Here is a 25,227-nt window from a genome sequence, read left to right as displayed (position 1 = left end):
TCCGTGCCCGGCGGGTCTTCCGCCTGCCCGCACCCAGATCTAACCCCTTCATGCCCCCACGCCGGTTGACGCCTCATCACCTAACCCGTACTTTCATGAGTACCGGTTAGGCAGAGGCCTTGCCGGCCGCCCCAGCCCCGGGAGTGATCAGGCATGTCCGGCCCCACCCTGCTCCACACCCTGCAGACCGGCCACGTGGGCCTGAACGTCACCGACCTGGACCGCTCGGTCGACTTCTACCGCGCCCTGTTCGGCCTGGAGGTCACCCACCAGGGCACCGACCCGCAGCGCCGTTTCGCCCTGCTCGGCCGGGACGGCCGCCTGGTGGTGACGCTCTGGCAGCAGAGCGAGGGCGCCTTCGCCACCACCACCCCCGGCCTGCACCACCTCTCCTTCGAGGTCGAGAGCCTCGACGAGGTCCGCACCGCCGAGTCGCTGCTGCGCGAGCTGGGCACCGGCTTCGCCTACGACGGCGTCGTCCCGCACAGCGAGGGCTCGGCCTCCGGCGGCATCTTCTTCACCGACCCGGACGGCATCCGACTGGAGATCTACACCCGCACCGGCGTGGCCGGGACCACCGCCGCCGCGCCCACCGCCGACGCCCCGACCTGCGGCTTCTTCTAGGGCTTGGGGGAGCCGGCCATGACCACCACCAGCACGCCCTACCACCGCGGCGAGCGGGCCGCCCAGGCCCGGGCCGGGGTGAGCGAGCGCGCCGACCACGTCGGCCGGTCGATCCGCGACACCGTCCCGCCGGTGGCCGCCCGCTTCCTCACCGAGCGCCGGATGCTGGTCGTCGGCGCCGCCGACCGGGACGGCCGGGTCTGGGCCACCCAGCTGACCGGCCCGGCCGGCTTCCTGCGGGCCCCGGACGAGCGGACCATGGCGGTCGCCGCCCACCCGGCCGAGGCCGACCCGCTGGCCGAGGCGCTGGCCCGCCCGGCCCGGGTCGGCACCATCGCGCTGGATCCGGCCGGCCGCCGCCGGATGCGGCTCAACGGCCGCTCCACCCCGGACGGCCGGGGCGGCCTGAACGTCGCCGCCGAGCAGGTGATCTCGAACTGCCCGAAGTACATCCAGCGCCGCAGCCCGCAGGACCGCCCGGCCGCCGGGGCGCCGCGCGCGGTCACCGCCGGGCCGGTGCTGTCCACCCTGCAGCGGCTGACCGCGGCCACCGTGGACACCTTCTTCATCGCCACCACCGGCCCGGACGGCAGCGTGGACGCCTCCCACCGGGGCGGCTTCCCGGGCTTCCTGCAGGCGGTGGCGCCGGACCGGCTGCGCTGGCCCGAATACCCGGGCAACAGCATGTTCCTGACCCTCGGCAACCTGGAGCTGGACCCGCGCGCCGGGCTGCTGCTGCCCGACTGGGAGACCGGCGGGGCGCTCCTGGTCACCGGCGAGGCCCGGACGGACTGGTCCGCCGAGGCCCGGCAGGCCGCCCCGGGCGCCGAGCGGACGGTCGAACTGACCGTCACCGGCGTCCTCGAACTGGCCGACGCCGCCCCGCTGACCTGGACCGATCCCGAATACTCCCCGGCCAACCCACCCACCCGCGGCGCCTGACCACCCACCAGGGTTCGTACCGCCCCTACCTCCTCCGCCCCGTCTGCGCCACGCCCGGGCCGCCGAACGGTCGTCACCCACCCGGCGTAATCCGCCGCGCCACGTTCCGCCCGCTTTGGGACTTTGGTCCCGATAACACGCGGAGCCGGCCCGGGAAGGCCAGTCCTGTCACGCCGTCAGGCGTCGACCAGGAAGACCGCAGGAAAGAGGCGGAGCATGACCCGTACCGACCACCTGTCCCCGCTGCTGGAGTTCGACGAGGTCGAACCGGAGGAGGACTGCGTATGCGGGGGCTGCAGCGCCCGCCGCCGCGCCCGGCTGCACGCCGCACCGGTGCACGAGGGCGGGCACGCCGCAGCCCGCAGCATCCGCCGCCGGGCCGCGGTGCTGATGGCCGCGGTCGGCACCGCGATAGGCGGTGGCACGGCCGCCGCCGGGCAGGCCGCCGCGGCCCCCATCCCCGGCCCCACTCCGGGCGGCGGCAGCTCCGCCGCCCAGCCCCCGCAGACCCCGCAGGGCGAGGTGAGCGGCCTCTACGGCGAAGCCTCCGGTACCCGCGCCTTCGCCGCCCCGCGCGCCGCCGCCCAGCCGCTCACCCGGGCACAGATCATCCAGCGCGCCCAGGGCTGGGTCGACCAGCAGGTGCCGTACAGCATGGGCCGCTACTGGTCGGACGGCTACCGGCAGGACTGCTCCGGCTTCGTCTCGATGGCCTGGGGCCTCGGCAGCAGCCAGACCACCTGGACCCTGCCGAACTTCGCCGAGCGGATCGGCAAGGCCGACCTCCAGCCCGGCGACGTGCTGGTCTACAACAACCCGGCCGACCCGCAGGCCGGCTCGCACGTGGTGATCTTCGGCGGCTGGGCGGACTCCTCCCGCACCCGCTACCTCGCCTACGAGCAGACCTCCCCCGGCACCAAGAAGCGCGACACCCCGTACGCCTACTGGAACAACTCCGGCTCCTACGTCCCGTACCGCTGCACCGGCCTGTCCGGCGGCAGCGACGACGGCACCTCCGCCACGGCCTTCCCGGGCGCGGACACGTTCGGCCCCGGCGCGAACAACGCGTACGTCACCAAGCTCGGCCGGCTGCTGGTCCAGCGCGGCGGCGCCCGGTTCTACACCGAGGGCCCCGGTCCGCGCTGGGGCGAGGCCGACCGCAAGGCCACCCAGGCGTTCCAGCAGGCCCAGGGCTGGCGCGGCGCCGAGGCCGACGGCTACCCCGGCCCGGACACCTGGCGCCGGCTCTTCTCCTGACGCGCCGTGGCGTGGGGGCCCCCCCCGCGGGCCCCCCCCCCCCCCCCCCCCAAAACCCACCCCCCCACCCCCCCCCCCCCCCCCCGGGGGCCCCGGGTTAAAAGGGCACCCCCCCCCCCCAACGCCCCAACCCCCCCCCCGGTGTCCCCCCCGCCCCGGGCGGGGCCGGCCCCCGCGCCCGCCGCCCCCCCCCGCCCCCCCCCCCCCCCCCCCCCCCCCCCCCCCCCCCCGGGGGGGGGGGCCCCCCCCGGGGGCCCCCCACGCCTCACCCCTTCGACGACATCCAGTGGAAGAGCCCCATCGCCACGCTGGTCGCCAGGTTGAAGCTGGACACCCCCGGCTGCATCGGCACCGAGACCAGGTGGTCCGCCCGCGCCCTGAGCTCCGCCGAGACGCCGTGCCGCTCGGTGCCGAAGGCGAGCAGCGCGTCGTCCGGGAACGGCAGCGTCCGGATGTCCGCCCCCTCCGGGTCCAGCACGTACAGCGGCCCGGCGGGCAGCTCCGGCAGGGCCAGCCGCTCCACCGCGGTGGCGAAGTGCAGGCCCGCGCTGCCCCGCAGCACGTTCGGGTGCCAGGGGTCCAGGTCGCCGGTGGTCACCACCCCGGTGGCGCCGAAGCCGGCCGCCAGCCGGATCACCGCCCCGACGTTGCCCAGGTTGCGCGGGTTCTCCAGCAGCACCACCGGCGCCGGGCGCGGGCGCCGCGCCAGGGCCGCCAGGTTCGCCTCGGCGGAGGGCCGCACGGCGAGCGCGACCACCCCGGTCGGGTGCAGCCGGGGCGCCAGCGTCCGCAGCCGCGCCTCGGGCAGCTCCACCGCCAGCGCGTCCAGCGCCGGCACGACGTCCGCCGCCAGTTCCCCGGCCAGTGCCAGCAGCGCCGCCCGGTCGGCGGTCAGCACCCGCCGGACGTCCCCGCCGAAGCGCAGCGCGTGCTTCAGCACGTGGAACCCGTCCAGCAGGACCGCCCCCGGCTCCCGCTCCCCCGCCCGCCACGCCCGCAGCACCTCGTCGTCCATGGCGTTCACTCTGCCACCCCGCCCGGGGCGGGCTCGCCGGGGCGGCCGGCGGCGGCGATCACCTCGTCGAAGCCGAGCGGCGGGCCCGCCGGGCCGTCCGGCTCGGCGGCCAGCCCGGCGAGCGCGAGGTCCAGGTGCCGGTGGACCAGCGAGCCGTCCGCGTCGAGCGCGGCCAGCGCGCCCGGCAGCGGGCGGGACACCCGGACGCAGAGCAGCACCAGGTCGCCCATCCCCACGTCGGCCCGCAGCCGCCCGGCGTCCTGGGCGGCGCGCAGCAGTGCCTCGACCGCGGTGACCGCGCCGCGGCGGACGGCGACCAGGTCCTCGTCCACCACCAGCCGTTCCAGCAGCACCACGATCGCCGCGCCCATCCGCAGGTCGGCGGCGGCGTGCACGAAGCGGCGCAGCGCCCGGTGGGGGTCGGCCTCGGTGAGCCGGGCCTGGTCGGCGGCCTCGGTGAGCCGGGCCAGCAGGTCGGTGACCAGTGCGCGGACCAGCGCCTCCCGGTCGGGGAAGCGCCGGTAGAGGGTGGCCGGGCCGACCCCGGCCCGCCGGACCACGGCGTCCAGCGGGGCGTCCGGGCCCCGTTCCAGGAACACCTCGCAGGCGGCGTCCAGGATCCTGCGCCGACTGCGTTCCGCGTCGGCCCTCATCGGCAACTCCCTAACCGGAGAAATCCTCTCCCTCTATGCTAGCGTCAGTGAAGCGGATAAAATCTCTCCGTATCGTTGAGGAGCCGAGGAGCGACGCCGTGAGCACCACCGCGAGCACCACTGTGCCGGCCGTCCACACCGACATCGACGGCACCCGCCACCCGCGCGAGGCCGTCCTCGCCTGGGAGCTCGACCGCGCCCGCGCCGCCCTGCGCCTGCTCAAGCAGCGCCTGGGCGACGACCGGATGCGCGACCTGCTCACCCCCGACACCACCGCCGCCGACACCGCCCTGGCCGCCTGAGCCCAGGCCTCCGGCGGCCGGTGGCGCACCGCCTGACCCCCGGACCGCCTGCCTCCCGGCCCGGGGAGCGGCCTACCGCCGGTCCCCGGGCCTGCGCGCGTCCTCCGGCCCCCGGACCGCCTGCCTCCCGGCCCGGGGAGCGGCCTACCGCCGGCCCCCGGGCCTGCGCGCGTCCTCCGGCCCCCGGATGTCCTCCCGCCCCCGCAGCGCCCGCTCCAGGTCCTTCAACGCCTGCCCCAGCAGCCGCGTCGCCGCCCGCACGACGTCCCGCTGCACCCCCGCCGGCGCCTGCGCCAGCCGCTCCTCCAACCGCGTCTGCGCCTCCCGCACGGCGCCGAACTCCACCGGCTGCCCGGTGAGCAGCGCCGCCCCCGCCAGCGCGGTGGCCAGCCGCAGCTCCTCCGCGTACTCCGCCGTCCCCGGCACCGGGTCCGCGTCGGCGGCCGGCAGGTGGGCCTCCAGCAGGACGGCGACCCGCCCGAGGTGCCCGACGGCCGCCCGGGCCCGGTCGACCTGGCGCCGGTTCACCCCGGGCAGCCCGGAGGCGTGCCGGCCGGGTTCGGCGTCGGCGCGCTGCATGGCCTGGAGCAGCTCGGAGCGGGCCTCCCGGGAGTCCAGCAGCGCGGTCCGCACGGCCCGTCCGCGCGGCGCGGCCGGGTTCTCGTAACAGGCGATCACCGCGGCCGCGTACCGCCCGGCGGCGGCCAGCCACTCGGCCAGCCGTTCGCCGAGCCGGGCGGTCTGCCAGGTGGGGAAGAGCGCGTACGTCACCAGGGCCACCGACCCGCCCAGCAGCGTGAGCCCGACCCGCTCGAACGCGGTCGCGAGCGGGTCGCCGGGCTGCAGGCCGAGCAGGAACACCACGTACGAGGAGATGCCGACGGTCATCAGCGCGTACCCGGTCTTCAGCGTGAGGTACGCCCCGCCGATGCAGAGCACCGCGAGCGCGGCCAGCACCCACTGGCCGGGGTGGGTGAGCTGCACCACCAGGGTGGAGACGGCGACGCCGACGACGGTGCCGGCCAGCCGGGCGACGCCCCGGCTGTAGGTCTGGGCGAAGTCGGGCCGCATCACCATGGCGGCGGTCATCGGCGCCCAGTAGCCGTGGTGGAACCCAATGAGCCGGGCCAGCAGGTAGGCGACGGTGACCACCCCGGCGAGCCGTACGGCGTGCTGGCAGACCGCCGAGCGCGGCTGGAGCTGGCGCTGCACCGAGCGCAGCGCGACCGGCAGCATCCGGAACAGCGGCGGCTTGTGCAGCGCCCCGCCGGCCCCGACCACCGGGGTGCTGACGGTGTCCTCGTCGCCGCGGTCGAGGGCGTCGGAGGCCTTGCGCAGCAGTCCGGCGAGCCGCCGGGACGAGCGCCGGGCGGCCCCCTGCAACCGGGGGCCGTCGACCGGCGGAGCGAGGGTCAACGATGGCGCCGAGAGCGGCAGTTGGACGGGATCACCGGTGCGGATGGCCCGGGCGAGGGCGTCCATGGCCTCCGCGGCGGCGGCCAGGACTTCGCGGGCCCGGTCGCGCTCCGGTCCTTCGGCGGGGGCGCCGACCTTGGGGTCGGCGAGCGCGGCGAGGGTGGGCCGGATGCGTTCGGCGAGGCCGCGCAGGCCGCGCAGTTCGGGCGGCCGGTGGCGGTCCTGCCAGGGGGTGAGCGCCGCGGCGTGGCGGGCGGTCATGAACGGCGCCGGGTCGACGTGCGCGGTCGGATCCTGACGCAACCGACGTGCGTAGTCGGCGAGTTCGGCGTAGGTGTCGGCGAGGGCGTCCCGCTGGGCGGTCCAACTGCCGATCGGCCAGAGGGTGATGACGACGGCCTGGACGACACCGCCGAGCGCGCAGATCAGTCCGTGGCCGAGGGCGGCGAGCACGCTGACGGGGAGTTGGACGACGATCAGCATCACCGAGACGGTGTTGGCGGCGACGATCCCGGCGGTCGGCCCGATCGCCCAGGCCAGCCCGGCGCCGAAGGCCCAGACCGCGAGCAGCACCGGGAAGAGGCCGGTGACCCCGGCGGCGAGGTAGCCGAGGAAGGTGCTGGCGCCGAGTCCGAGGCCGGCCGCGACGGCGAGGCTGGCCCGGGGCCGGAAGCTGCGCTGGAAGGTGGCCGTGCCGGCGATGAAGGCGCCCATGGCGGCGGAGGTGGCGAGGGCCGGCCCCCCGATCGCCAGGGTCGGGAAGAGCACCAGGGCGACGGCGACGGCCCCGCGGACGGCCCGTTTGGGGTCGGTGAGCGCCCGGTCGAGGGTGAGTCCGGTCCGCGCGGTGTCACGAAGGGCGGCAAACCAGGACATGGCGGCCAGCCTAGGCGACCGGCACCCGTGGCCGCCGAATCCGCCGCAGCCGCGCCGCCAGCCAGAGCAGCGCGCCGGTCGGCAGGAACACCGCGTCCGCCGCGATCATCGCGAGCGAGAACACCGGCAGCCCGAGCAGCAGCGCGATCCCCAGGTGCTCGGCCGTCATCACGGCCAGCAGCACGTTCTTGACCCGCCGGTTGAGCAGCGTGAACGGGAACGCGACCTGCACGATCACCGTCCCGTACGAGATCAGGAAGACCGGCAGCAGCGCCGAACCGACCAGCGCGGACAGCCCCGGCCAGGGCGTGAAGTAGTCCAGGTGCAGCGGGTAGTACAGCGCGGTGCCGTCCTGCCAGCGCGAGCCCTGCACCTTGTACCAGCCGGCCGTGGCGTAGATCAGCACCACCTCGACGGCGATCACCAGCATCGCGCAGTTGTGCACCATGTTCGCCAGCGCGTCGAGCACCGCACGCGGTTCGCCGTCCGGCCGCAGCCGCCCGAGCGTCCACCAGAGCCCGGCCACCACCCAGAGCCCCCAGAACAGCGGCGCCCAGCCGACGTACGGGAAGGCCCGGGCCGTCCAGGTCAGGCTATCCCCGGCGAAACCGCCGAACTGACAGGCCGCCAGGACGGCGCCGAGCACCGCCCAGAGCACCACCCCGCCGCGCCCGGACCGGGCCCGTCGAGCGTCCAGTGACCAGACCTCGGCGCAGCGGGTGAAGACCAGGTAGACCGCCATCAGGTGGACGACGTTGTCGCCGCCGTCGCCGAGGAAGACGTTGCGGTTCTGCAGCGACAGCACGGTGACCAGGAACAGCACCGTGCTCGCCCTGGTCCGCCAGCCCAGCACCACCGCGACGGCGGCCAGCACCGCCAGGTGGTAGACCAGCTCGAACCAGGGCCGCCCGCCGAACCACGGCAGCACGGTGAACGCCCCGTTGTCGGACAGCAGGCGCTCGGCCAGGTCCATCGACCAGGGCGACCGGTCGCCGTACAGCACCCGCCGGTTGGGCCATTCGCGCAGCAGGTAGGCGAGCCAGACCAGCCCGAAGCCGATCCGCACCACTGCGGCCTGGTGGCGGCCGAGCGCCCGCCCGGTGAAGGCCGCCATCGCCCGGGCGACCGACTCGGCCGAGCCGGGCCGGCGCGGCGCCGGACCGGGCCAAGGGCCGACGCCGACGCCGACGCCGGGGTCGGGGTCGAGGTCGGCCGACTGCCCGACCTGGCGCGGGATGCCCTCCAGCCGCCCCGGCCCAACCGGCTGCGAGACCTCCGGCGACACTTCTGCGGACGCCTCCGCGGACACCTCCACCGACGCCTGCACCGACGTCTCCGGCGACACCTCGCTCATCCGAGCCCCCGGTAGTCCTCGTCGCCCACCGGCCACCAGGGCAGCTCGCGCACCCGCGGCGCCGGCGGCGCGGCCTCGCCGCTCCAGGACGGCGGCGGGACGGTCGCCGCGGTCACCCGGAACTCGATCTCCAGGATCCGCTCGCCGTCCACCTCCCGACCGATCCGCTGCAGGGCGATCCGCTTGAGGTACTGCTCGGCGAGCTTGCCGCGCGGGTTGGTCAGCGCCTCGTCCTGCGGGTTGTGCGAGCCGTCGTAGAAGTCCCAGGCCCGGCGCAGCAGGTTCTGGTCGACGTGGCTGGGGGCGGGGTTGCCCCGTATCGCGGCGAGGTCCTGCGCGGTCAGCCCGGTCCAGTCACGAGTGCGGGTGGTGCCGTCGTCGACGGCGGTGCGCACCCGGGCGTCCAGACTGACGTTCTGCTGCAACGGGTTGGGCGCGAACAGCTTCCAGTTCTGCTCGAACTCCGGGTACACCAGGCCGTCGACCTCGTCCCGGTACTGCCGGGACACCGAGTTGGCGGGCGCGACGTGCAGGAACACCGCGGCGAGGAAGAGCCCGGTACCGACCACCAGCACCGCCCCGGCCAGGCCGAGCACGAGCTGCGCGGGCGTCGACCAGACCCGTCCGGCGGCCGGGCGGCCCGTCGTCTCCGGCATGGCCTCCCCTGCCCGGTCGGCGCGCCGCCCGGGCCCGTGCCCGCGCGGTCGCGCGCCCATCCTGCCCTACCGGCAGGCATCGGCAGTTCGAAGACGGTGCCGGCGCTCGTCCGACGAGCGCTAGAGGACGAAGGCGTCCTGGCCGGTGCTGCTCACCATCGGACGACCCGCGCCCTCCCAGGCGTACATGCCGCCGTCCACGTTCACCGCGTCCCGGCCCTGCTGGACCAGGTACTGGACGACCTGCGCGGAGCGGCCGCCCACCCGGCAGAGCACGTACAGCTTCCCGTCCGGCAGCTCGCCGATCCGGGCGATCACCTCGCCGAGCGGGATGTGCAGCGCGCCGTCCACGTGGCCGGCGTCCCACTCGTCCTGCTCGCGCACGTCCAGCAGGACGGCGTCGGCGGGCACGGCGGCGGCGGTGGCGGAGGGGATCTGCGCGAACATCGTGTGGCTCTCCTGGTGGGGGTACCTCCCGGCCGAAGGCGGGGGGAGGGTCGGGTCGGTGCCATTGTCGCCCACCGGCCGCCGGTGGCCGTCGCCCGCGGCCGGGCCGCCGAGCAGCCTCTCCAGCTCGGCCTGCTGGGCGGCGGCCTTGGCGAGCAGTTCCTCGGCGAGCTGCTCCAGCAGCCGGTCCGGGTCCTGCGGGGCCAGCGCGAGCAGCTGGCCCATCGGGGTCTGTTCCAGCCGGACCTGCTCGGTGGCGGTCTCGGTGATCTTGCCGGTCAGCCACTCCAGCCGGCGGCGCAGCCACTCCAGCCGGTCGGGGGAGTCGGCGGCGGGTGCGGCCTCGGGCGCGGTGGACCACTCGGCGGCCAGGCCCTCCAGCGCGGCGGCGTCGCCGAGCGCGTAGGCCTCGTTGACCCGGGTCAGGAACGCGGCCCGGCGCTGCTGCTCGGCCGGGTCGGTGCTGAGGTCGGGGTGGGCGCGGCGGACCAGCTCGCGGTAGACCCGCTGGGCGTCCCGCCCGGGGCGCACCCGGGCCGGCGCGGCGGGCGGCGGCGGGGCCGCCTCCTGCTCCCGGACGGAGTCGAACAGCGCGTCCAGGTCGGGCAGTTCGTCGACCTGCCGACGGGCCTCGGCGGCCCGGCGGAGGTCCTCGGGGCGCCCGGTCCGGGCCGCGACCGCCTCGGCGACCAGCGCCTCCAGCTCGTCCAGCCGGGCGTAGAGCGGGCCGAGCAGCTGATGGTGGATCAGGGCGAAGTTGTCGATCTCGACCCGCAGCGTCTGCACGTCGACGTCCATGCTGAGCCAGGCGAGTTCGGCGGCGGCGACCCGCTCCTCCAACTCCTGCTGCTGCGGGTCCGTCCAGCGGACGGGGCTCTGCGCGGTCACTTCTCGCCTCTGTCTCGTCCGGCCGGCTGCGTCCTGCGGAGCCGCCTCGCGGGGTGGCCCGGCCTGCCACCCTACCCTCGTGCGCGAAAGCCCCGTCCGGGTGAACGAGGAGTGCGAACCGGCGCGCGCTGCGCGACACGCAACCGATCCTGAGGAATCTCCCCGTTTCGCTATCGAGCCCGGCCCGGTCCGTGCTTCGCTGGTACCCACGCAGCGTGCCTTCCTCCGGAGAGACGGCCGCCTCCAGGCGTGGCGGCCAGGCGGGAGCAGACCGAATCCATGGTGGCCGAGTCCAACTCCACACCGCGTCCGGCGGACGCCGAGACCGTGCCGGGCGACCACCCGACCGGCGTGGCCGCCCTGGTCCGGCTCGCCCTCGTCCTGGTCGACCGGACCGGACGGATCGCCCAGTGGAGCCGGGCCGCCGAGGAGCTGTTCGGGCACCGCGCCGAGGTCGCCCACGACCGCCCGGCCAGCGGTCTGCTGCCCGCCGTGGAGCCGTTCGGCGCCCCCGGGCAGGCCACCGGGCCCGTCCTGCGCCGCCGCTGCGACGCCCTGGACACCCTGGCCGCACTGACCGCGACCGGCCGCCCCTGGGCCGGCCAGATGGCCGTCATCGACCGCGAGGAGCACCTGCGCGACGTGCTCTGGTGGGCCTACCCGCTGCCCGACCCGCCCGGCGGCCTGCTCGCCCTCGCCGCCGACGCCCGGCCGCTGCGCACCGCGGGGCCCCGGCTCGCGCTCGGCGAGCGGCTGCTGCCGTTCGCCGCCACCCCGCCCGCCCGGGGCGGCTTCCACCGACTGGGCGCGGCCCTGACCCCGCCCGGCCGGCTGCGCGCCGGTCTCCTGCCGGCCGACCAGCTGGCCGGGCTGCTGCCGGCCGGCTCGGCCGACCGCCGGGCGCTGCTGCTCGACGTGCTGGACCAGGCCGGTCTGCCCGCGCTGCGGCTGGACCCGGCGACCGTACTGCCGGTCCTGCCCGCGGACCCGCAGGCCTCCGCCGCGCACGCCGCCGCCGGACTCGGCCGCCGCTACCCGACCGCCCAGCAACGCGCCGCCCGGGTCGGCCCGCCGCCGCAGCCCGAGCAGTCCTCGCCCGCGGCCCGAACCGTCCGGGGCCGGCCGTCCGGCCCGCTGCCGACCCAGCGCGAGGCCGCCGAGCGGTCCGCCGCCCAGCCCACCGGCGCCCCGGCAGGTGTTCCGTCCCTGACCACCCCGGCCCCGACCACCCCGGCCCCGACCACCCCGGCCCCGACCGCCCTGTCCCAGGCCGTCCCGTCCCCGACCGGAGGAGGAGCCGCCATCGAGCCGGCCGCCGTCGAACCGCCCGCCACCGGCCACCCGGCCCGCCACGCCGATCAGGCCCCTCCCGCCCACGCCCCGGGCGACGCCGAGGGCGGTCCGCCCGGGCGGCTGGGCTCGTTCCTGACCAACGGGCAGGCCGGCGAGCAACTGGCGCTGCTGAACGAGGTCGGCGGCAAGGTCGGCACCACCCTGGACCTCGGCTTCACCGCACACGAGCTCTGCAAGGTGCTGGTCCCCCGGGTCGCCGACTTCGCCTGCGTGGACCTGGTGGACGGGCTGATCTCCGACTCCGAGCTGCCGGTCGCCCGGCCGGACGACGACACCATGCTCCGCCGGGTCGCCCTGGTCTACAACGAGACCAGCGGCGCCTGGGACCACGTGCTCGCCGAGGGCTCGCTGGTCAGCATGCCGCGCCGCACCCCGCCCGGGATGGCCCTGCAGCTGAACCAGCCGGTGCTGGTCCCGGTGGTCAGCGCGGACGTCGCGGTCGACTACGCGATCGCGCTCGGCGGGGCCCGGCTGGCCCCGGTGGTCACCGGCCGCTCGATGCTGGTGGTGCCGCTGTCCGCCCGGGGCACCGTGCTGGGCATCCTCAAGCTGCTCCGGCTGCCGGACCGCGCGCCCTTCGACGAGAGCGACGCCGCCACGCTCAAGGAGCTGGCCGTCCGGGCCGCGCTCTCGCTCGACAACGCCCGGCTGCACCGCGCCGAGGCCAGGGTGGCCACCACCCTGCAGCGCTCGATGATCCCGACCCGTCCGCCGCAGATCCCCGGCGTCCAGATCGCCCACCGCTACCTGCCGGGGGACCCCAAGGCCGAGGTCGGCGGCGACTGGTTCGACGCGATCCAGCTGCCCGGCAGCCGGGTCGCCCTGGTGGTCGGCGACGTGATGGGTCACGGCCTGCACTCGGCGGCCGCGATGGGCCGTTTCCGGACGGCCATGCAGACCCTCGCCGCACTCGACCTGCCGCCCGGCCAGCTGCTGCGGCACCTGGACAACCTGGCCCACAAGCTCGGCGACGACCACCTCGCCACCTGCCTGTACGCGGTCTACGACCCGATCAACCGGACCTGCGAGCTGGCCAGCGCCGGCCACGTCCCGCCGGTGCTGGTCCACCCGGACGGCTCCGGCGAGCTGCTGGAGATCCCGGCCGGCGCACCGATCGGGGTCGGCGGGGTGCCGTTCGTGGCCAAGACCATCGACGTCTCGGACGGCTCGATGCTGGTGCTGTGCACCGACGGCCTGGTCGAGGTCCGGGGCGGTGACATAGGAGCGGGCCTGGCCGCGCTCTGCGGCAACCTGATCGACCCCCGGCAGAGCCCCGAGCAGGCCTGCGACGTCGTGCTCAAGCGGCTGCACTCGGACGACCGGAAGGACGACGTCGCCCTGCTGGTGGCCCGCTTCGACGGCGTCGCCCCGTCCGAGGTGGCCACCTGGGACCTCACGGTGGACCACCGCGAGGTGCGCCGGGCCCGCTCACTGGTCCGCGAGCAGCTGGCCGGCTGGCACCTGGAGGCACTCAGCGACATCACCGAGCTGCTGGTCAGCGAGCTGGTCACGAACGCCGTCCGGGTGGCCAGGGACCGGGTCCAGCTCCAGCTGATCCGGGTGGACAAGCTGCTGGTCGAGGTCAGCGACGACAACCACAACCTGCCCTCGCTGGAGCCGGCCGAGCAGCTCGGCGAGACCGGCCGCGGCCTCACCCTGGTGACCAAGCTCGCCGAACGCTGGGGCACCGCCCGCAAGGCGGTCGGCAAGGTCGTCTGGTTCGAACTCCCCCTGCCGCACGCCTGTCGGCCGGGCCCGGCACCGGTCAGGGGGTGACCGCGCCCGCCGCTCCGCGCCGGGCCTCCACCGCGACCTCCCGCGAGGTGACCGCGGCCACCGAGGTGGCGGCGCCGACCCCGGCCAGCACCCGGGGCCAGAAGTCCCCGAACACCTCGACCGACACGGCGAGCAGCAGCGCGGTGATCACCGCGACCACGTGCTCCAGACCGGCCAGGTTCGGCAGCACGACCGCCTCGCCGACCATCATGACCACCACCAGGCCGGCGGTGAGCCAGGCCCGGCAGCGGAACGCGATGCAGATCGCCAGCGCCACCACCGCGGCCGACGGCCCGGTGTCCCGCACGTAGGCGACCCACTTCGGGAAGCCGAACAGGTGGCCCGGGCCGAGCGCCACGCCGATCCGGGCGAACAGCGTGCCCGTCAGGGTGCAGGTGTAGGCCACCACCAGGGTCATCCGCCGGCCGAGCACGATCTCGGCGACGCCGAAGACCACGAACACCTGGGCCAGCGCGCCCCAGACCGGCAGGTCCAGCGCCGGCACGTACAGCGACAGCGGCGTCCGCAGCAGCGAGACGTCCAGCGGCAGCGCCGCCTTCACCACCCCGATGTGGTTGACGAAGCGCTCACCGCCCGGCAGGTGCTGGGTGATGCTGAACAGCAGGATCAGAAACGTCGCCGCCGTGGCCATCGGAACGGCGGCGAACTTCCGCCGCACCACCGCGTCCCGGACCGTCGCGTACAACGTCCCCCACTCGGCGACAGCGGCCGATCCGGCTACTGCCAGCGGCCCCTTTCGCACGCCCCCCGCGTGGGTCCTGTCAATCACAGCCGTTTCTCCTGAATCCCCGAACTTTCCCAACTACTCCAACATTAGAAGCCTCTTAACAAATCCACATCGGCATTGATGGGGAGCAGGGTCATCCTCTGGGGGGAGAGATATCCCCGATCCCACCCCCATCCGGCCGTCCGGTCCCCTCCGCCCCCCGGCGGAGGGCTACCCCTTCCCGTCCCGCGCCGCGACCGGGAGGCGGGGCGCCACCACGGCGGCCCCGGCGTGCCGACGGCGGAACAGGGCGGGCAGGCTCGGCGCGACGATGAAGCCCTCGGCCCGCGCACTCGCGATGCCGATCCGCGGAATCTCACTGCTCTTCTCGAAGAGCAGGTAGCGGGGCTCCCAGATCGGCCGGTACTTGGCGTTCGCCCGGTACAGCGACTCGATCTGCCACCAGCGCGAGAAGAAGCCCAGGATGGAACGCCACAGCCGCAGCACCGGACCGGCGCCGAGCCGCGAGCCACGCTCGAAGACCGAGCGGAACATCGCGAAGTTCAGCGACACCCGCTTCAGCCCGACCTCGTCGGCGCGCTGCAGCAGCTCGATGACCATGAACTCCATCAGGCCGTTCTCGGTGTCCCGGGCCCGGCGCATCAGGTCCAGCGAGAGCCCGTCCGGGCCCCACGGGACGAAGCTCAGCAGCGCCTTGAGCTCGCCGTCGCCGTCGTGGCACTCCAGCATCACGCAGCGGCCGTCGCCCGGGTCGCCGAGCCGGCCGAGCGCCATCGAGAAGCCGCGCTCGGTCGCCCCGTCGCGCCACTGGTCGGCCTTGGCCACCAGTTCGGCCATCTCGCGCTCGGGGATGTCCTCGTGCCGGCGGATCCGCACCGTGTACCCGGCCCGCTTGACCCGGTTGTACGCCTGGCGGACCACCCGCATCGCCCGGCCGTCCAGCGAGAACTCGTCCAGCTCGACGATCGCCTCGTCGCCCAGCTCCAGCGCGTCCAGCCCGTGCCGGGCGTAGATCACCCCAGCCTCCTCGGAGGCGCCCATCACGGCCGGCGCCCAGGCGTGCTCGCGGGCCTCGGACAGCCAGGCGTCGATCGCGCCCGGCCAGGCCTCCGGGTCGCCGATCGGGTCGCCCGAGGCGAGCGAGACCCCACCGATCACCCGGTAGGTCACCGCCGCCTTGCCGCTGGGGGAGAAGATCACCGCCTTGTCCCGGCGCAGCGCGAAGTAGCCGAGCGAGTCCCGCTCGCCCTGCTTGTCCAGCAGCGAGCGCAGCTTCGACTCGTCCTCGGGGTTCAGCAGCTCCTTGCCACGCGGGCTGCGGAAGGCCACGTACAGGACGAGCAGGAAGAGCACCGCGCCCATCGCGTTGATCGCCGCGTTCACCCAGGTCGGCGCGGAGATCACCGAACGCAGGTGCTCGGTCGGGGTGATGGTGATCATCCGGCCGACCGAGTACCGGAAGAGGTCCCAGAAGTCGGCCCCGCTCAGCCCGTTGGTCAGCCAGACCAGCAGTGCGCCGACCCCGCCGCCGAACAGCAGCCCGGCGACGAACGCGGCGGCCGCGGTCTTCGGGTTGGAACGGTCGCCCTTGGAGGTGAACTCCTTGCGCCCGACCACCAGCGACAGCACGAACAGGCAGGTCAGCACGGTGGAGATGTAGTTGAGCGGGTGCCGGTTGAAGCGCTCGTCGGGCAGCACCATGACCGCCAGGTACAGCAGCGCGAACAGGCTGGACAGCGCCATGTTGAAGATCCAGGCGGCCCGCTTGCGACGCCGCATCGCGACGGCGAGGAAGATCGACAGGACCGCGCTGGCCAGGCCCGCGGTCATCAGGTACGGGGTGAAGTACTCACCCTCGTTGTGCTCGGTCACCTGGTCCCGGAACGGCACCAGCAGCACCGTCGCCACGTTCAGCAGCGCCAGCAGCCTGAGGTACCAGACGGAGGCCACGGCGGCCCTCGGGCGCCACCGGGCGAGCACGCCGCCGGGCCGGGGCCCGGTGGACGTGGCGGACGGCTCCGACTTCACAGTGGACGACACAGCTCAATTCCAAACGATCAGATGGTGGGGCGCATCCGCACACGGCCCGGCGCCGGGCGCCCGCACGGGCCCGACGGACTGACCGGCGGCCCTCACCTCGACCGGGCGCCCACCGCGTGGAGCAGGCCGACAAAGGGCAGCCAACTCCATGGTTCCCCACCCGGCCTGAGAATTGCGTGAACCGGGTAGCGGATTCCCACCCCCGCCGAACGGCGGGGGTGCAGACCCGCCATCCGTTCGGCGCCCCGCCCCGGCTACCCCTACCCTCGAAACGACCCGCGCGGACCGCCCGAGCCCGGCCGCCCGAACCGAGGAGGCACCATCACCGACACCCGTGTGCTGATCGTGGACGACGAGATCCTGGTCCGTTCCGGCCTCGGCCTCATCGTCGGCTCAGCCCCCGACCTGGAGGTGGTCGGCGACTGCTCCGGCGGCCAGGCCGAGGAGCTCGTCCAGCGCCTGCGCCCGCACGTGGTGCTGCTCGACATCCGGATGCCGGACCTCGACGGCATCTCGGTGCTGCGCCGCCTGCGTGCCCTGCCGGACCCGCCCGCCGTGGCGATGCTCACCACCTTCGACACCGACGAGTACATAGGCACCGCACTGCGGGCCGGCGCCGCCGGCTTCCTACTCAAGGACACCGCCCCCGAGCAGCTGGTCCACGCCGTCCGGGTGCTCGCGGCGGGCGGCAACATCCTGTCCCCGACCGTCACCCGCACCGTGATCGGCGGCTACGTGGACGGCGGCGGCCCGGACGCCGAGGCCACCTCGCTCGCCCGCACCCTGACCGGGCGGGAGCTGGACGTGCTGGCCCTGCTCGGCGAGGGCCTGTCCAACGCCGAGATCGCCGACCGCCTCTTCCTCGGCACCGGCACCGTCAAGGACCACATCAGCGCGATCCTCGGCAAGCTCGGCGCGGCCAACCGGGTCCAGGCGGCGGTGCTCGCCCACCGAGCCGGGCTGGTCCGGCCGAAACCCGGCGACGGGGCATGACGGCCACCGAACAGCTGCCGTCCAGACGGCTCCCGGCCTGGTGCACCGCACCCTGGCTGATGCTGCTGCTGCCCGTCCTGTACTCCCTGCTGGACGCCGCCCTGGTCGCCCGGGGCACCCCGTGGTGGCAGCTCGCACTCTCCGTGCTGGCCGCCGTCTCACTGTTCTGGCGCCGCCGCTTCCCGGTGGCGGTGCTGCTGCTCACCATGCCCGGCAGCTACGTCGACGACATCTGGCTGGCCCCGATCACCGCCGTGTACACGGTGGCCGCCGAGCGCTCCCGCCGCCGGGTCGTCATCCCCTGCGCGACCCTGTTCACGCTGGTCGAGTTCTTCCACTGGCCGCTGTCCGGGCAGACCCTCGAACTCAGCCGGGACACCGCGCTCTACGCCATCCAGTCGGTGATGCTGGCCGCCGGCCCGGCCGCCACCGGGCTGCTCTCCCGCACCCGGCGGGAGCTGGCCGCCCGGCTCGACGAGCTGACCCGCGGCCAGGAGCGGGAGAGCCGGCTGCTCGCCGAGCGGGTGCTGCTCGACGAGCGCGGCCGGCTCGCCCGCGAGATGCACGACGTGGTCTCGCACCAGGTCAGCCTGATCAGCATCCAGGCCGGCGCGCTCCAGGTGAGCACCGGCGACCCGGCCGCCGCGACCACCGCCCGCACCATCCGCGAGCTGGCCGTCCGCACCCTCGACGAGCTGCGCCAGATGGTCGGGGTGCTGCGCGGCACCGCCGGAGCGCGCCCCGACGCCCCGCTCGCGCCGCAGCCCCGGCTGGCCGACCTGCCCCGGCTGATCGCGGAGAGCGGGCTGGCCGCCGACACCGAACTGAACCCCGGTGACCGCCCGTGGCCGGAGGCGGTCGAGCGGGCCGCCTACCGCACCGTCCAGGAGGCGCTCACCAACATCACCAAGTACGCGCCGGAGGCGGCCGTGCACGTGAAGGTCCGGGCAAAGGGGCGCCGGCTGCGGGTCGAGGTGCGCAACGACGCACCGCCGGTCCACCCGGCCGAGACGCTGCCGGGCGGCGGCCACGGCCTGGTCGGCCTGCGCGAGCGCGCCCAGCTGCTGGGCGGCACCCTCACCGCCGGCCCCACCCCGGACGGCGGCTTCGAGGTCCGCGCCGAGCTGCCCGCCACCCGTTCCTGATCCTGTGTGGCACCGCGGACGGAACAACGAGAAAGCCCCGCAGATCCGTAGATCTGCGGGGCTTCGCTGTGCGCGAGGGGGGAGTTGAACCCCCACGCCCTTTCGGGCACTGGAACCTGAATCCAGCGCGTCTGCCTATTCCGCCACCCGCGCATGGGTGTCGTCTTCGTTGCCGACCGATCTTCGGAACCGCTCGGTACCATGTGGTCTTCGCGTTTCCTTGGAGCGACTTCCCTTGCGGGCGGCCCTTCCGACGTGGAAAACAGTAGCACGACCCGGGGGACCGCTCCGAATCCGTTCTTCGGCGGGCCGAACCGCATCCGAACGGATGCACGACGAACGGGTGAGCGAGGGATGGGAGCCCGTCCGGACGGGCACACCTGGCGTGCCGTACCCGGTATGCGTCACCCTGTGTGTCCGAGCCCACCCCCGGGCACCACGCTGTCCGGGAACCGTACGGAAGGGCCCGGCGTGGATACGATCAGTACGGAAGTACCGCAAGTAGGCACGACCGACTCCCGGGTGGGATCCGGTCGGCAGGCAGGCGAACGAACCCTGGAAGGGGGTGCCCCATGGGAGTGCTGAAGAAGTTCGAGCAGCGACTTGAGGGTCTCGTCAACGGCACCTTCGCCAAGGTGTTCAAGTCCGAGGTCCAGCCCGTGGAGATCGCCGGGGCGCTGCAGCGCGAGTGCGACAACAACGCGAGCATCTGGAACCGCGACCGCACCGTCGTGCCGAACGACTTCATCGTCGAGTTGAGCCCGCACGACCACGAGCGGCTCAGCCCCTACTCCGGGCAGCTGGGCACCGAGCTGGCCGGCATGGTCCGCGAGTACGCGGAGGCCCAGCGGTACAGCTTCATGGGCCCGCTCCAGGTGAACCTGGAGAAGGCCGACGACCTGGACACCGGGCTGTACCGGGTGCGCAGCCGCACCCTGGCCGCCGAGGAACAGCAGCAGTACGCCCCGCAGCAGCCCGGCTACGACCGCCAGCCGGCCGCCCCGGCCCCCGGCGCACCGTGGCAGCAGCAGGGCGCCGGCCAGTTCAACGCGCCCCCGCCGCCACCGGCCGCGCCCCCGGCGATGCCCCCGGGCCCGCCCGCGACGTCCGGCGGCAACGTCCGCGCGTTCCCCGGCGCCGGCCACGGCGCCTCGGTCCGCCGCTGGATCGAGGTGAACGGCGCCCGCCATCAGATCACCGGCGCGGCCTGCGTGCTCGGCCGCTCGACCGAGGCGGACGTGCGGATCGACGACCCCGGGGTCTCCCGCAAGCACGCCGAGATCCGCCCCGGCACCCCTTCGATGGTGCTCGACCTGGGATCCACCAACGGCATCGTGGTGGACGGCCAGCACACCCAGCGCGCTACGCTCCGCGACGGCTCCCGCATCGTCGTGGGCTCCACCACCATCGTCTACCGACAGGTCGAAGGGTAGTGTCCGAGTTGTTCGCGCGCCTCGCTCACCGACAGGCGGGCCGGCCATGTCAGAACTGACCCTCACGGTCATGCGGCTGGGCTTCCTGGCCGTGCTGTGGCTGTTCGTCATCGTCGCGATCCAGGTGATCCGCAGCGACCTGTTCGGGACCAAGGTGAACCCCCGGTCCTCCCGTCGCGGCGCCGCTGCGCCCTCGGGCGGTGCGGCCACCACGGCCGCCACCGGGCGCGCCACGCCCGCCCCGGCCGCCGCCGCGGGCCAGACCCAGGGCGGTGGCCGCCGCCGCGGCGCCCCGACCCAGCTCGTGGTGGTGCAGGGCTCACTGGCCGGCACCACCGTCGCACTCCAGGGCCAGACCATCACCCTGGGCCGTGCGCACGACTCCACCATCGTGCTGGACGACGACTACGCGTCCTCCCGGCATGCCAGGATCTATCCGGATCAGACTGGGCAGTGGACGGTCGAGGATCTAGGCTCCACCAACGGCACCTATCTGGACCGGCAGCGCCTGACCGCGCCCACCCCGCTCCAGCCGGGCATGCCGATCCGTATCGGCAGGACCGTCATCGAACTGCGGAAGTAGTAGCGCATGAGGGACAGCATCCCGTCCATGACCCAGAGGGGGGCACAGGTCGCATGACCCTGGTGCTGCGCTTCGCCGCCGGCTCCCACAAGGGACTGATCCGGGAGGGGAACGAGGACTCCGGCTACGCCGGGCCGCGGCTGCTGGCCGTGGCCGACGGCATGGGCGGCGCGGCGGCCGGCGAGGTCGCGTCCTCCGAGGTGCTCGGCTCGATCGTCCGGCTGGACGAGGACGTGCCGGGCGCCGACCTGCTGACCCTGCTGGGCAACGCCGTCCAGGGCGCCAACGACCGGCTCCGGCAGATGGTCGAGGAGGACCCGCAGCTGGAGGGCATGGGCTGCACGCTGACCGCCATGCTCTGGACGGGCCAGCGGATGGGCCTGGTGCACGTCGGCGACTCCCGCGCCTACCTGCTGCGTGACGGTTCGCTGGTGCAGATCACCCAGGACCACACCTGGGTGCAGCGCCTGGTCGACGAGGGCCGGATCACGCCGGAGGAGGCCGAGACCCATCCGCAGCGCTCGCTGCTGATGCGGGCGCTCGACGGCCGCGGCCAGGTCGAGCCCGACCTGTCGATCCGCGAGGTCCGCGCCGGCGACCGCTACCTGATCTGCTCCGACGGCCTCTCCGGCCCGGTCAGCCACCAGACCCTCCAGGACACCCTCGGCAGCTACTACTCGCCCGAGCAGACCGTGCAGGAGCTGATCCAGCTCGCGCTGCGCGGCGGCGGTCCGGACAACATCACCTGCATCGTGGCGGACGTCATCGACGTCGGTGCCACGGACACCATGAGCGGCCAGTTCAACGACGTCCCGGTGGTGGTCGGCGCGGTCGCCGACACCCCGCCGTCCTCGACCGCCGCGGACCGCTCGATCGCCGACACCCCGGCCGGCCGCGCGGCCGGCCTCGGGCGCGCCCCGCAGGGCGCCTTCGGCCCGGCCGAGGGCTACGGCGCTGCCCAGGGCGGCTTCGGCCCCGCCGAGGGCTACGAGGGGGAGTACGACGGCTACGGCTCCGGCGAGCCCTCGGTGTACGGCACCGAGGAGTTCGACGAGGAGGCGCCCCCGAAGCGCAGGCGCCGGGGCCTCACCGTCTCGCTGGCCGTCCTGGTCACCCTCGGCCTGCTCGGCGGCGCCGGGTTCTTCGGTTACCAGTGGACCCAGGACCAGTACTACGTCGGCGAGGACGGCGACCACGTCGCGGTCTACCAGGGCATCAACCAGAACCTGGCCGGCCTGAGCCTGTCCTCGGTGCACACCTCGTACAAGGACGTCGAGCTCCGGTACCTGCCGCAGGACCAGCGCGGCCACCTCGGCAAGACCATCTCGGTCGGCAGCCTGAACGACGCCAACACGACCGTTCAGGAGCTCGACGGCTGGGTCAAGCTCTGCAAGAAGGTCGCCGACGCCCGGGCCAACCCGGCCGCGCAGGGCACCCCCCAGACGACGCAGGCCACCCACGCCGCGTTCCTGGCCACCACGCCCACCCCGGGCGAGAAGACCCGCGGCCCGGCGGCGGCGGCCCCCACCAGCACCCCCCAGGCCACCCCGACCCCGACCGCCCCGAGCACGCCGGCCCCCGCGCCGAACGCCACCGCGCCGAACACCGGCTCGACCGGCGAGCTGCCCGGGCTGACCGAGGAGGAGCGCAGCCGGGCCGACTCCTGCCCGAAGCAGTGACCTCCGTGATCCGACATAGGCCCGCCCCGAGCGGGGCTGCCGGCCGTCAGGGAGCGGTCACCACGTGAGCACCTACGACCTGAGCGGCGACTCCGGCCGGGCCGGCCGACGCCGGACGGCGGCCGAGCGCGCCACCGGCCGACGCCGGGGCAACACCACCATCTCCCCGCAGGGCGCGCCGAACCGGCGCAACACCGAGCTGGCCCTGCTGGCCTTCGCCGTCGTGCTGCCGATCCTCGCGTACGCCAACGTGGGCCTCGCGATGGACTCCGCACTGCCCGCCGGCATGCTCGGCTACGGCCTCGGCATGGGCGCGCTGGCCCTGATCGCACACCTGCTGGTGCGCCGCTTCGCGCCGTACGCGGACCCGCTGATACTGCCGATCGCCACCCTGCTGAACGGGCTCGGCGTGGTGATGATCTGGCGGCTCGACAAGGCCGGCAAGCTGTTGACCGCCAACTTCCCGGCGGCCCGGAACCAGCTGATCTGGTCGGCCCTCGGGATCGGGCTGTTCATCGCCGTGATGGTCTTCCTGAAGGACCACCGGGTGCTCCAGCGCTACACGTACATCTCGATGGTGGCGGCCCTGGTCCTGCTCGCCGCGCCGGCCTTCTTCCCGGCCCGGGCGGAGGACTTCGGCGCCAAGATCTGGATCCGGCTGGGCGGCTTCTCCATCCAGCCCGGCGAGTTCGCCAAGATCATCCTGACCGTGTTCTTCGCCGGCTACCTGATGGTCAAGCGGGACGCGCTGGCGCTGGCCAGCCGCCGCTTCATGGGCCTGTACCTGCCGCGCGGCCGCGACCTCGGCCCGATCGTCGTCATCTGGCTGCTCAGCCTGCTGATCCTGATCTTCGAGAACGACCTCGGCACGTCCTTCCTGTTCTTCGGCCTGTTCGTGGTGATGCTCTACGTCGCCACCGAGCGGACCAGCTGGATCCTGTTCGGCCTGCTGATGTCGGTCGGCGGCGCGGTCGCGGTCGCCATGACCACCAGCCACGTCAAGGTCCGCATCGACGCCTGGCTGGACCCGATGGCCGCCTTCGGCCCGCACCCGCCGACGGGCGCCACCGAGCAGATCGGCCAGTCGCTGATGGCGCTCGGCTCCGGCGGGGTGACCGGCTCGGGCCTCGGCCAGGGCCGCTCCTGGCTGATCAACTTCGCCGCCAAGAGCGACTTCATCCTGGGCTCGTTCGGCGAGGAACTCGGGCTGGCCGGTCTGATGGCGATCTTCCTGCTGTACGCGCTGCTGGTGCAGCGCGGCCTGCGCACCGCCCTCGCCGCCCGCGACCCGTTCGGCAAGCTGTTCGCCGTCGGCCTCGCCTCGGCGATGGCGATCCAGGTCTTCGTCGTGGCCGGCGGCGTCACCGGACTGATCCCGCTGACCGGTATGACCATGCCGTTCCTCGCCCAGGGCGGTTCGTCCGTGGTCGCCAACTGGGCGCTGATCGCGATCCTGCTGAAGATCAGCGACAGCGCGCGACGACCCGGGGTCGAACCGGCCCCGGCCACCGAGGGCCAGGGAGGACCCGCCCGATGAACAAGCCGATCCGCCGGGTCTCGATCTTCTGCCTCGTCCTGATCCTGGCCCTGATGGTGCGCACCAACTGGGTGCAGGGCGTCCAGGCCGAGTCCTGGGCCACCAACAAGAACAACAAGCGCCAGCAGTACGACCGATACGCCCACCCGCGCGGCAACATCATCGTCGGCGGCCAGCCGGTCACGAAGTCCGACTTCGTCAACGGCCTGCGCTACAAGTACAAGCGCTCCTGGGTCGACGGCCCGATGTACGCCCCGGTCACCGGCTACTCCTCCCAGGTCTTCGGCTCCAACCAGCTGGAGAGCCTGGAGGACGGCATCCTCTCCGGCACCGACGACCGGCTGTTCTTCCGCAACACCCTGGACATGCTGACCGGCGAGCAGAAGCGCGGCGGCGACGTCGTCACGACGATCAACGCCAAGGCCCAGAAGGCCGCCTGGGACGGCCTGGGCGACAAGAAGGGCGCCGCCGTCGCGCTGGACCCGAAGACCGGCGCGATCCTGGCCCTGGTCTCCACCCCGTCCTACGACCCGGGCACCATCGCCGGCAGCGAGAGCGGTGACTCCAAGGCCTGGACGGACCTCAACGCGGACCCGAACAAGCCGATGCTGAACCGGGCGCTGAAGGAGACCTATCCGCCCGGCTCGACGTTCAAGCTGGTCACCGCGACCGCCGCGTTCGAGAACGGCCTGTACCAGAACATCAACGACGCCACCTCGACCCCGGACCCGTACAAGCTGCCCGGCACCAACACCGTGCTGAACAACGAGAGCCCCACCGAGCGCTGCGAGAACGCCACGCTCAAGTCCGGCATGGACCAGTCCTGCAACACGGTCTACGCCAAGATGGGCGCCGACCTCGGCAAGGAGAAGATGCGGGCGCAGGCGGAGAAGTTCGGCTTCAACAGCACGATCGACACCCCGGTCCGCTCCGAGAAGAGCATCTTCCCGGACAGCGCGAGCCTGGACGGCACCGCGCAGGACTCGATCGGCCAGCACGACACCCGCGCCACCCCGCTGCAGATGGCCATGGTCTCCGCCGCGATCGCCAACAACGGCAGCCTGATGCAGCCGTACCTGGTCGACCAGGAGCGCTCGGCCTCGCTGACCACCATCTCCAAGCACACCGAGAAGCAGTTCTCCCAGCCGATGAGCCCGAGCACCGCGCAGAAGATGCAGGACCTGATGGTCTCGGTGGTGGAGAACGGCACCGGCAAGAACGCCAAGATCCCCGGCCTGCAGGTCGGCGGCAAGACCGGTACCGCGCAGCACGGCGAGGACAACGCCGGGCTGCCGTTCGCCTGGTTCACCTCCTGGGCCAAGACCTCCGACGGCCAGTCGGTCGCGGTCGCGGTCGTGGTCGAGGACGGCTCCGACAACCGCGACGGCATCAGCGGCGGCCGGCTGGCCGCCCCGATCGCCAAGGCGGTGATGCAGGCCGTGCTCGGCAAGTAGGGAGGGGGCCCGGTGGTGAGTCGAATGTCACGATCGGCACCCTCGTCCGGATACCG

20 protein-coding genes and 1 tRNA gene are annotated in these 25,227 nt (G+C 74.0%); 12 read left to right on the top strand and 9 right to left on the bottom strand.

All coding sequences use genetic code 11. The features are described 5' to 3' along the window. The first annotated feature begins 153 nt into the window (after window positions 1-153). The 3 genes from P3T27_RS02055 (at window position 154) to P3T27_RS02045 (ending at window position 2,823) form a co-directional block, all read left to right on the top strand. Window positions 154-624: a VOC family protein gene (locus P3T27_RS02055; RefSeq protein ID WP_280673930.1), complete on the top strand. Its 471-nt coding sequence runs from the start codon at window positions 154-156 to the stop codon at window positions 622-624. An 18-nt stretch (window positions 625-642) separates the two neighbouring features. Next, window positions 643-1,566, top strand: coding sequence for a pyridoxamine 5'-phosphate oxidase family protein (locus P3T27_RS02050; protein WP_280673929.1), 924 nt, complete (start codon window positions 643-645; stop codon window positions 1,564-1,566). 216 nt (window positions 1,567-1,782) lie between these two features. Beyond that, window positions 1,783-2,823 (top strand): peptidoglycan-binding protein, encoded by a 1,041-nt coding sequence (locus tag P3T27_RS02045; protein WP_280673928.1) that lies wholly within the window; start codon window positions 1,783-1,785, stop codon window positions 2,821-2,823. A gap of 265 nt (window positions 2,824-3,088) precedes the next feature. Here the strand turns inward: P3T27_RS02045 and P3T27_RS02040 are convergent, their stop codons facing one another. Then, window positions 3,089-3,838, bottom strand: a complete 750-nt coding sequence (locus tag P3T27_RS02040) for a TrmH family RNA methyltransferase (protein WP_280673927.1) — start codon at window positions 3,836-3,838, stop codon at window positions 3,089-3,091. A gap of 5 nt (window positions 3,839-3,843) precedes the next feature. After that, window positions 3,844-4,491 carry a helix-turn-helix domain-containing protein gene (locus tag P3T27_RS02035; RefSeq protein ID WP_280673926.1) on the bottom strand — a complete coding sequence of 216 codons (648 nt, stop codon included), beginning with the start codon at window positions 4,489-4,491 and terminating at the stop codon, window positions 3,844-3,846. A gap of 98 nt (window positions 4,492-4,589) precedes the next feature. Between P3T27_RS02035 and P3T27_RS02030 the strand changes: the two genes are divergently transcribed. Continuing rightward, window positions 4,590-4,793 (top strand): hypothetical protein, encoded by a 204-nt coding sequence (locus P3T27_RS02030; RefSeq protein WP_280673925.1) that lies wholly within the window; start codon window positions 4,590-4,592, stop codon window positions 4,791-4,793. 144 nt (window positions 4,794-4,937) lie between these two features. On the opposite strand, the gene P3T27_RS02025 is transcribed toward P3T27_RS02030, so the two are convergent. The 4 genes from P3T27_RS02025 to P3T27_RS02010 form a co-directional block, all read right to left on the bottom strand. Beyond that, window positions 4,938-7,085, bottom strand: coding sequence for an FUSC family protein (locus P3T27_RS02025; RefSeq protein WP_280673924.1), 2,148 nt, complete (start codon window positions 7,083-7,085; stop codon window positions 4,938-4,940). A 10-nt stretch (window positions 7,086-7,095) separates the two neighbouring features. Beyond that, complete coding sequence (locus tag P3T27_RS02020; RefSeq protein WP_280673923.1) at window positions 7,096-8,439, bottom strand: HTTM domain-containing protein; 1,344 nt, start codon at window positions 8,437-8,439, stop codon at window positions 7,096-7,098. Continuing rightward, complete coding sequence (locus P3T27_RS02015; protein ID WP_280673922.1) at window positions 8,436-9,095, bottom strand: DUF5819 family protein; 660 nt, start codon at window positions 9,093-9,095, stop codon at window positions 8,436-8,438. Before P3T27_RS02015 ends, P3T27_RS02020 begins: the two co-directional genes overlap by 4 nt. Before the next feature lie 120 nt (window positions 9,096-9,215). Next, the gene (locus P3T27_RS02010; protein ID WP_280673921.1) at window positions 9,216-10,430 is read right to left on the bottom strand and encodes a rhodanese-like domain-containing protein; all 1,215 of its coding nucleotides are present in this window, start codon (window positions 10,428-10,430) and stop codon (window positions 9,216-9,218) included. Window positions 10,431-10,679: 249 nt separating this feature from the next. On the opposite strand from P3T27_RS02010, the gene P3T27_RS02005 reads away from it, so the two are divergent. Continuing rightward, window positions 10,680-13,559, top strand: coding sequence for a SpoIIE family protein phosphatase (locus P3T27_RS02005; protein ID WP_280673920.1), 2,880 nt, complete (start codon window positions 10,680-10,682; stop codon window positions 13,557-13,559). Here P3T27_RS02005 and P3T27_RS02000 read toward each other — a convergent pair. Together P3T27_RS02000 and P3T27_RS01995 are read right to left on the bottom strand one after the other, a co-directional pair. Continuing rightward, entirely contained in the window at window positions 13,549-14,349 is an 801-nt protein-coding gene (locus P3T27_RS02000) for a hypothetical protein (RefSeq protein ID WP_280673919.1), read from the bottom strand. The two genes, P3T27_RS02005 and P3T27_RS02000, sit on opposite strands and share 11 nt — an antisense overlap. Before the next feature lie 168 nt (window positions 14,350-14,517). Further along, the gene (locus tag P3T27_RS01995) at window positions 14,518-16,287 is read right to left on the bottom strand and encodes a phosphatidylglycerol lysyltransferase domain-containing protein (RefSeq protein WP_280674110.1); all 1,770 of its coding nucleotides are present in this window, start codon (window positions 16,285-16,287) and stop codon (window positions 14,518-14,520) included. Between the two features lie 402 nt (window positions 16,288-16,689). On the opposite strand from P3T27_RS01995, the gene P3T27_RS01990 reads away from it, so the two are divergent. Both P3T27_RS01990 and P3T27_RS01985 read left to right on the top strand, forming a co-directional pair. After that, the gene (locus P3T27_RS01990) at window positions 16,690-17,340 is read left to right on the top strand and encodes a response regulator transcription factor (protein WP_280674109.1); all 651 of its coding nucleotides are present in this window, start codon (window positions 16,690-16,692) and stop codon (window positions 17,338-17,340) included. Next, entirely contained in the window at window positions 17,337-18,485 is a 1,149-nt protein-coding gene (locus P3T27_RS01985) for a histidine kinase (protein WP_280673918.1), read from the top strand. The genes P3T27_RS01990 and P3T27_RS01985 overlap by 4 nt, the downstream gene beginning before the upstream one ends. Window positions 18,486-18,554: 69 nt before the next feature. Here the strand turns inward: P3T27_RS01985 and P3T27_RS01980 are convergent. Beyond that, a tRNA-Leu gene (locus P3T27_RS01980) sits at window positions 18,555-18,638 on the bottom strand. Between the two features lie 419 nt (window positions 18,639-19,057). Here P3T27_RS01980 and P3T27_RS01975 point away from each other — a divergent pair. The 5 genes from P3T27_RS01975 to P3T27_RS01955 all read left to right on the top strand — a co-directional run bounded on the left by P3T27_RS01975 (window position 19,058) and on the right by P3T27_RS01955 (window position 25,171). After that, window positions 19,058-19,918 (top strand): DUF3662 and FHA domain-containing protein, encoded by an 861-nt coding sequence (locus P3T27_RS01975; protein WP_280673917.1) that lies wholly within the window; start codon window positions 19,058-19,060, stop codon window positions 19,916-19,918. Between the two features lie 46 nt (window positions 19,919-19,964). Further along, complete coding sequence (locus P3T27_RS01970) at window positions 19,965-20,501, top strand: FHA domain-containing protein (RefSeq protein WP_280673916.1); 537 nt, start codon at window positions 19,965-19,967, stop codon at window positions 20,499-20,501. Window positions 20,502-20,554: 53 nt separating this feature from the next. Next, on the top strand, window positions 20,555-22,180 hold the full coding sequence (locus P3T27_RS01965) for a protein phosphatase 2C domain-containing protein (protein ID WP_280673915.1): 1,626 nt from the start codon (window positions 20,555-20,557) through the stop codon (window positions 22,178-22,180). Window positions 22,181-22,340: 160 nt separating this feature from the next. After that, window positions 22,341-23,717, top strand: coding sequence for an FtsW/RodA/SpoVE family cell cycle protein (locus P3T27_RS01960; RefSeq protein WP_280674108.1), 1,377 nt, complete (start codon window positions 22,341-22,343; stop codon window positions 23,715-23,717). Next, on the top strand, window positions 23,714-25,171 hold the full coding sequence (locus P3T27_RS01955) for a penicillin-binding transpeptidase domain-containing protein (RefSeq protein ID WP_280673914.1): 1,458 nt from the start codon (window positions 23,714-23,716) through the stop codon (window positions 25,169-25,171). The genes P3T27_RS01960 and P3T27_RS01955 overlap by 4 nt, the downstream gene beginning before the upstream one ends. The last annotated feature ends 56 nt before the right edge of the window (window positions 25,172-25,227 follow it).

It is taken from the genome of Kitasatospora sp. MAA19 (assembly GCF_029894125.1).
Taxonomy (GTDB): domain Bacteria; phylum Actinomycetota; class Actinomycetes; order Streptomycetales; family Streptomycetaceae; genus Kitasatospora.
Note: the sequence above shows the minus strand (reverse complement) of the source record. Positions and strands in the feature narration are given on the sequence as shown.

Bases quoted from the DNA above. Each gene is read 5' to 3' on its own strand.
- P3T27_RS02055 (WP_280673930.1), top strand. From the start codon at position 154: ATGTCCGGCCCCACCCTGCTCCACACCCTGCAGACCGGCCACGTGGGC.
- P3T27_RS02050 (WP_280673929.1), top strand. From the start codon at position 643: ATGACCACCACCAGCACGCCCTACCACCGCGGCGAGCGGGCCGCCCAG.
- P3T27_RS02045 (WP_280673928.1), top strand. From the start codon at position 1,783: ATGACCCGTACCGACCACCTGTCCCCGCTGCTGGAGTTCGACGAGGTC.
- P3T27_RS02040 (WP_280673927.1), bottom strand. From the start codon at position 3,838: ATGGACGACGAGGTGCTGCGGGCGTGGCGGGCGGGGGAGCGGGAGCCG.
- P3T27_RS02035 (WP_280673926.1), bottom strand. From the start codon at position 4,491: ATGAGGGCCGACGCGGAACGCAGTCGGCGCAGGATCCTGGACGCCGCC.
- P3T27_RS02025 (WP_280673924.1), bottom strand. From the start codon at position 7,085: ATGTCCTGGTTTGCCGCCCTTCGTGACACCGCGCGGACCGGACTCACC.
- P3T27_RS02020 (WP_280673923.1), bottom strand. From the start codon at position 8,439: ATGAGCGAGGTGTCGCCGGAGACGTCGGTGCAGGCGTCGGTGGAGGTG.
- P3T27_RS02015 (WP_280673922.1), bottom strand. From the start codon at position 9,095: ATGCCGGAGACGACGGGCCGCCCGGCCGCCGGACGGGTCTGGTCGACG.
- P3T27_RS01985 (WP_280673918.1), top strand. From the start codon at position 17,337: ATGACGGCCACCGAACAGCTGCCGTCCAGACGGCTCCCGGCCTGGTGC.
- P3T27_RS01975 (WP_280673917.1), top strand. From the start codon at position 19,058: ATGGGAGTGCTGAAGAAGTTCGAGCAGCGACTTGAGGGTCTCGTCAAC.
- P3T27_RS01970 (WP_280673916.1), top strand. From the start codon at position 19,965: ATGTCAGAACTGACCCTCACGGTCATGCGGCTGGGCTTCCTGGCCGTG.
- P3T27_RS01965 (WP_280673915.1), top strand. From the start codon at position 20,555: ATGACCCTGGTGCTGCGCTTCGCCGCCGGCTCCCACAAGGGACTGATC.
- P3T27_RS01955 (WP_280673914.1), top strand. From the start codon at position 23,714: ATGAACAAGCCGATCCGCCGGGTCTCGATCTTCTGCCTCGTCCTGATC.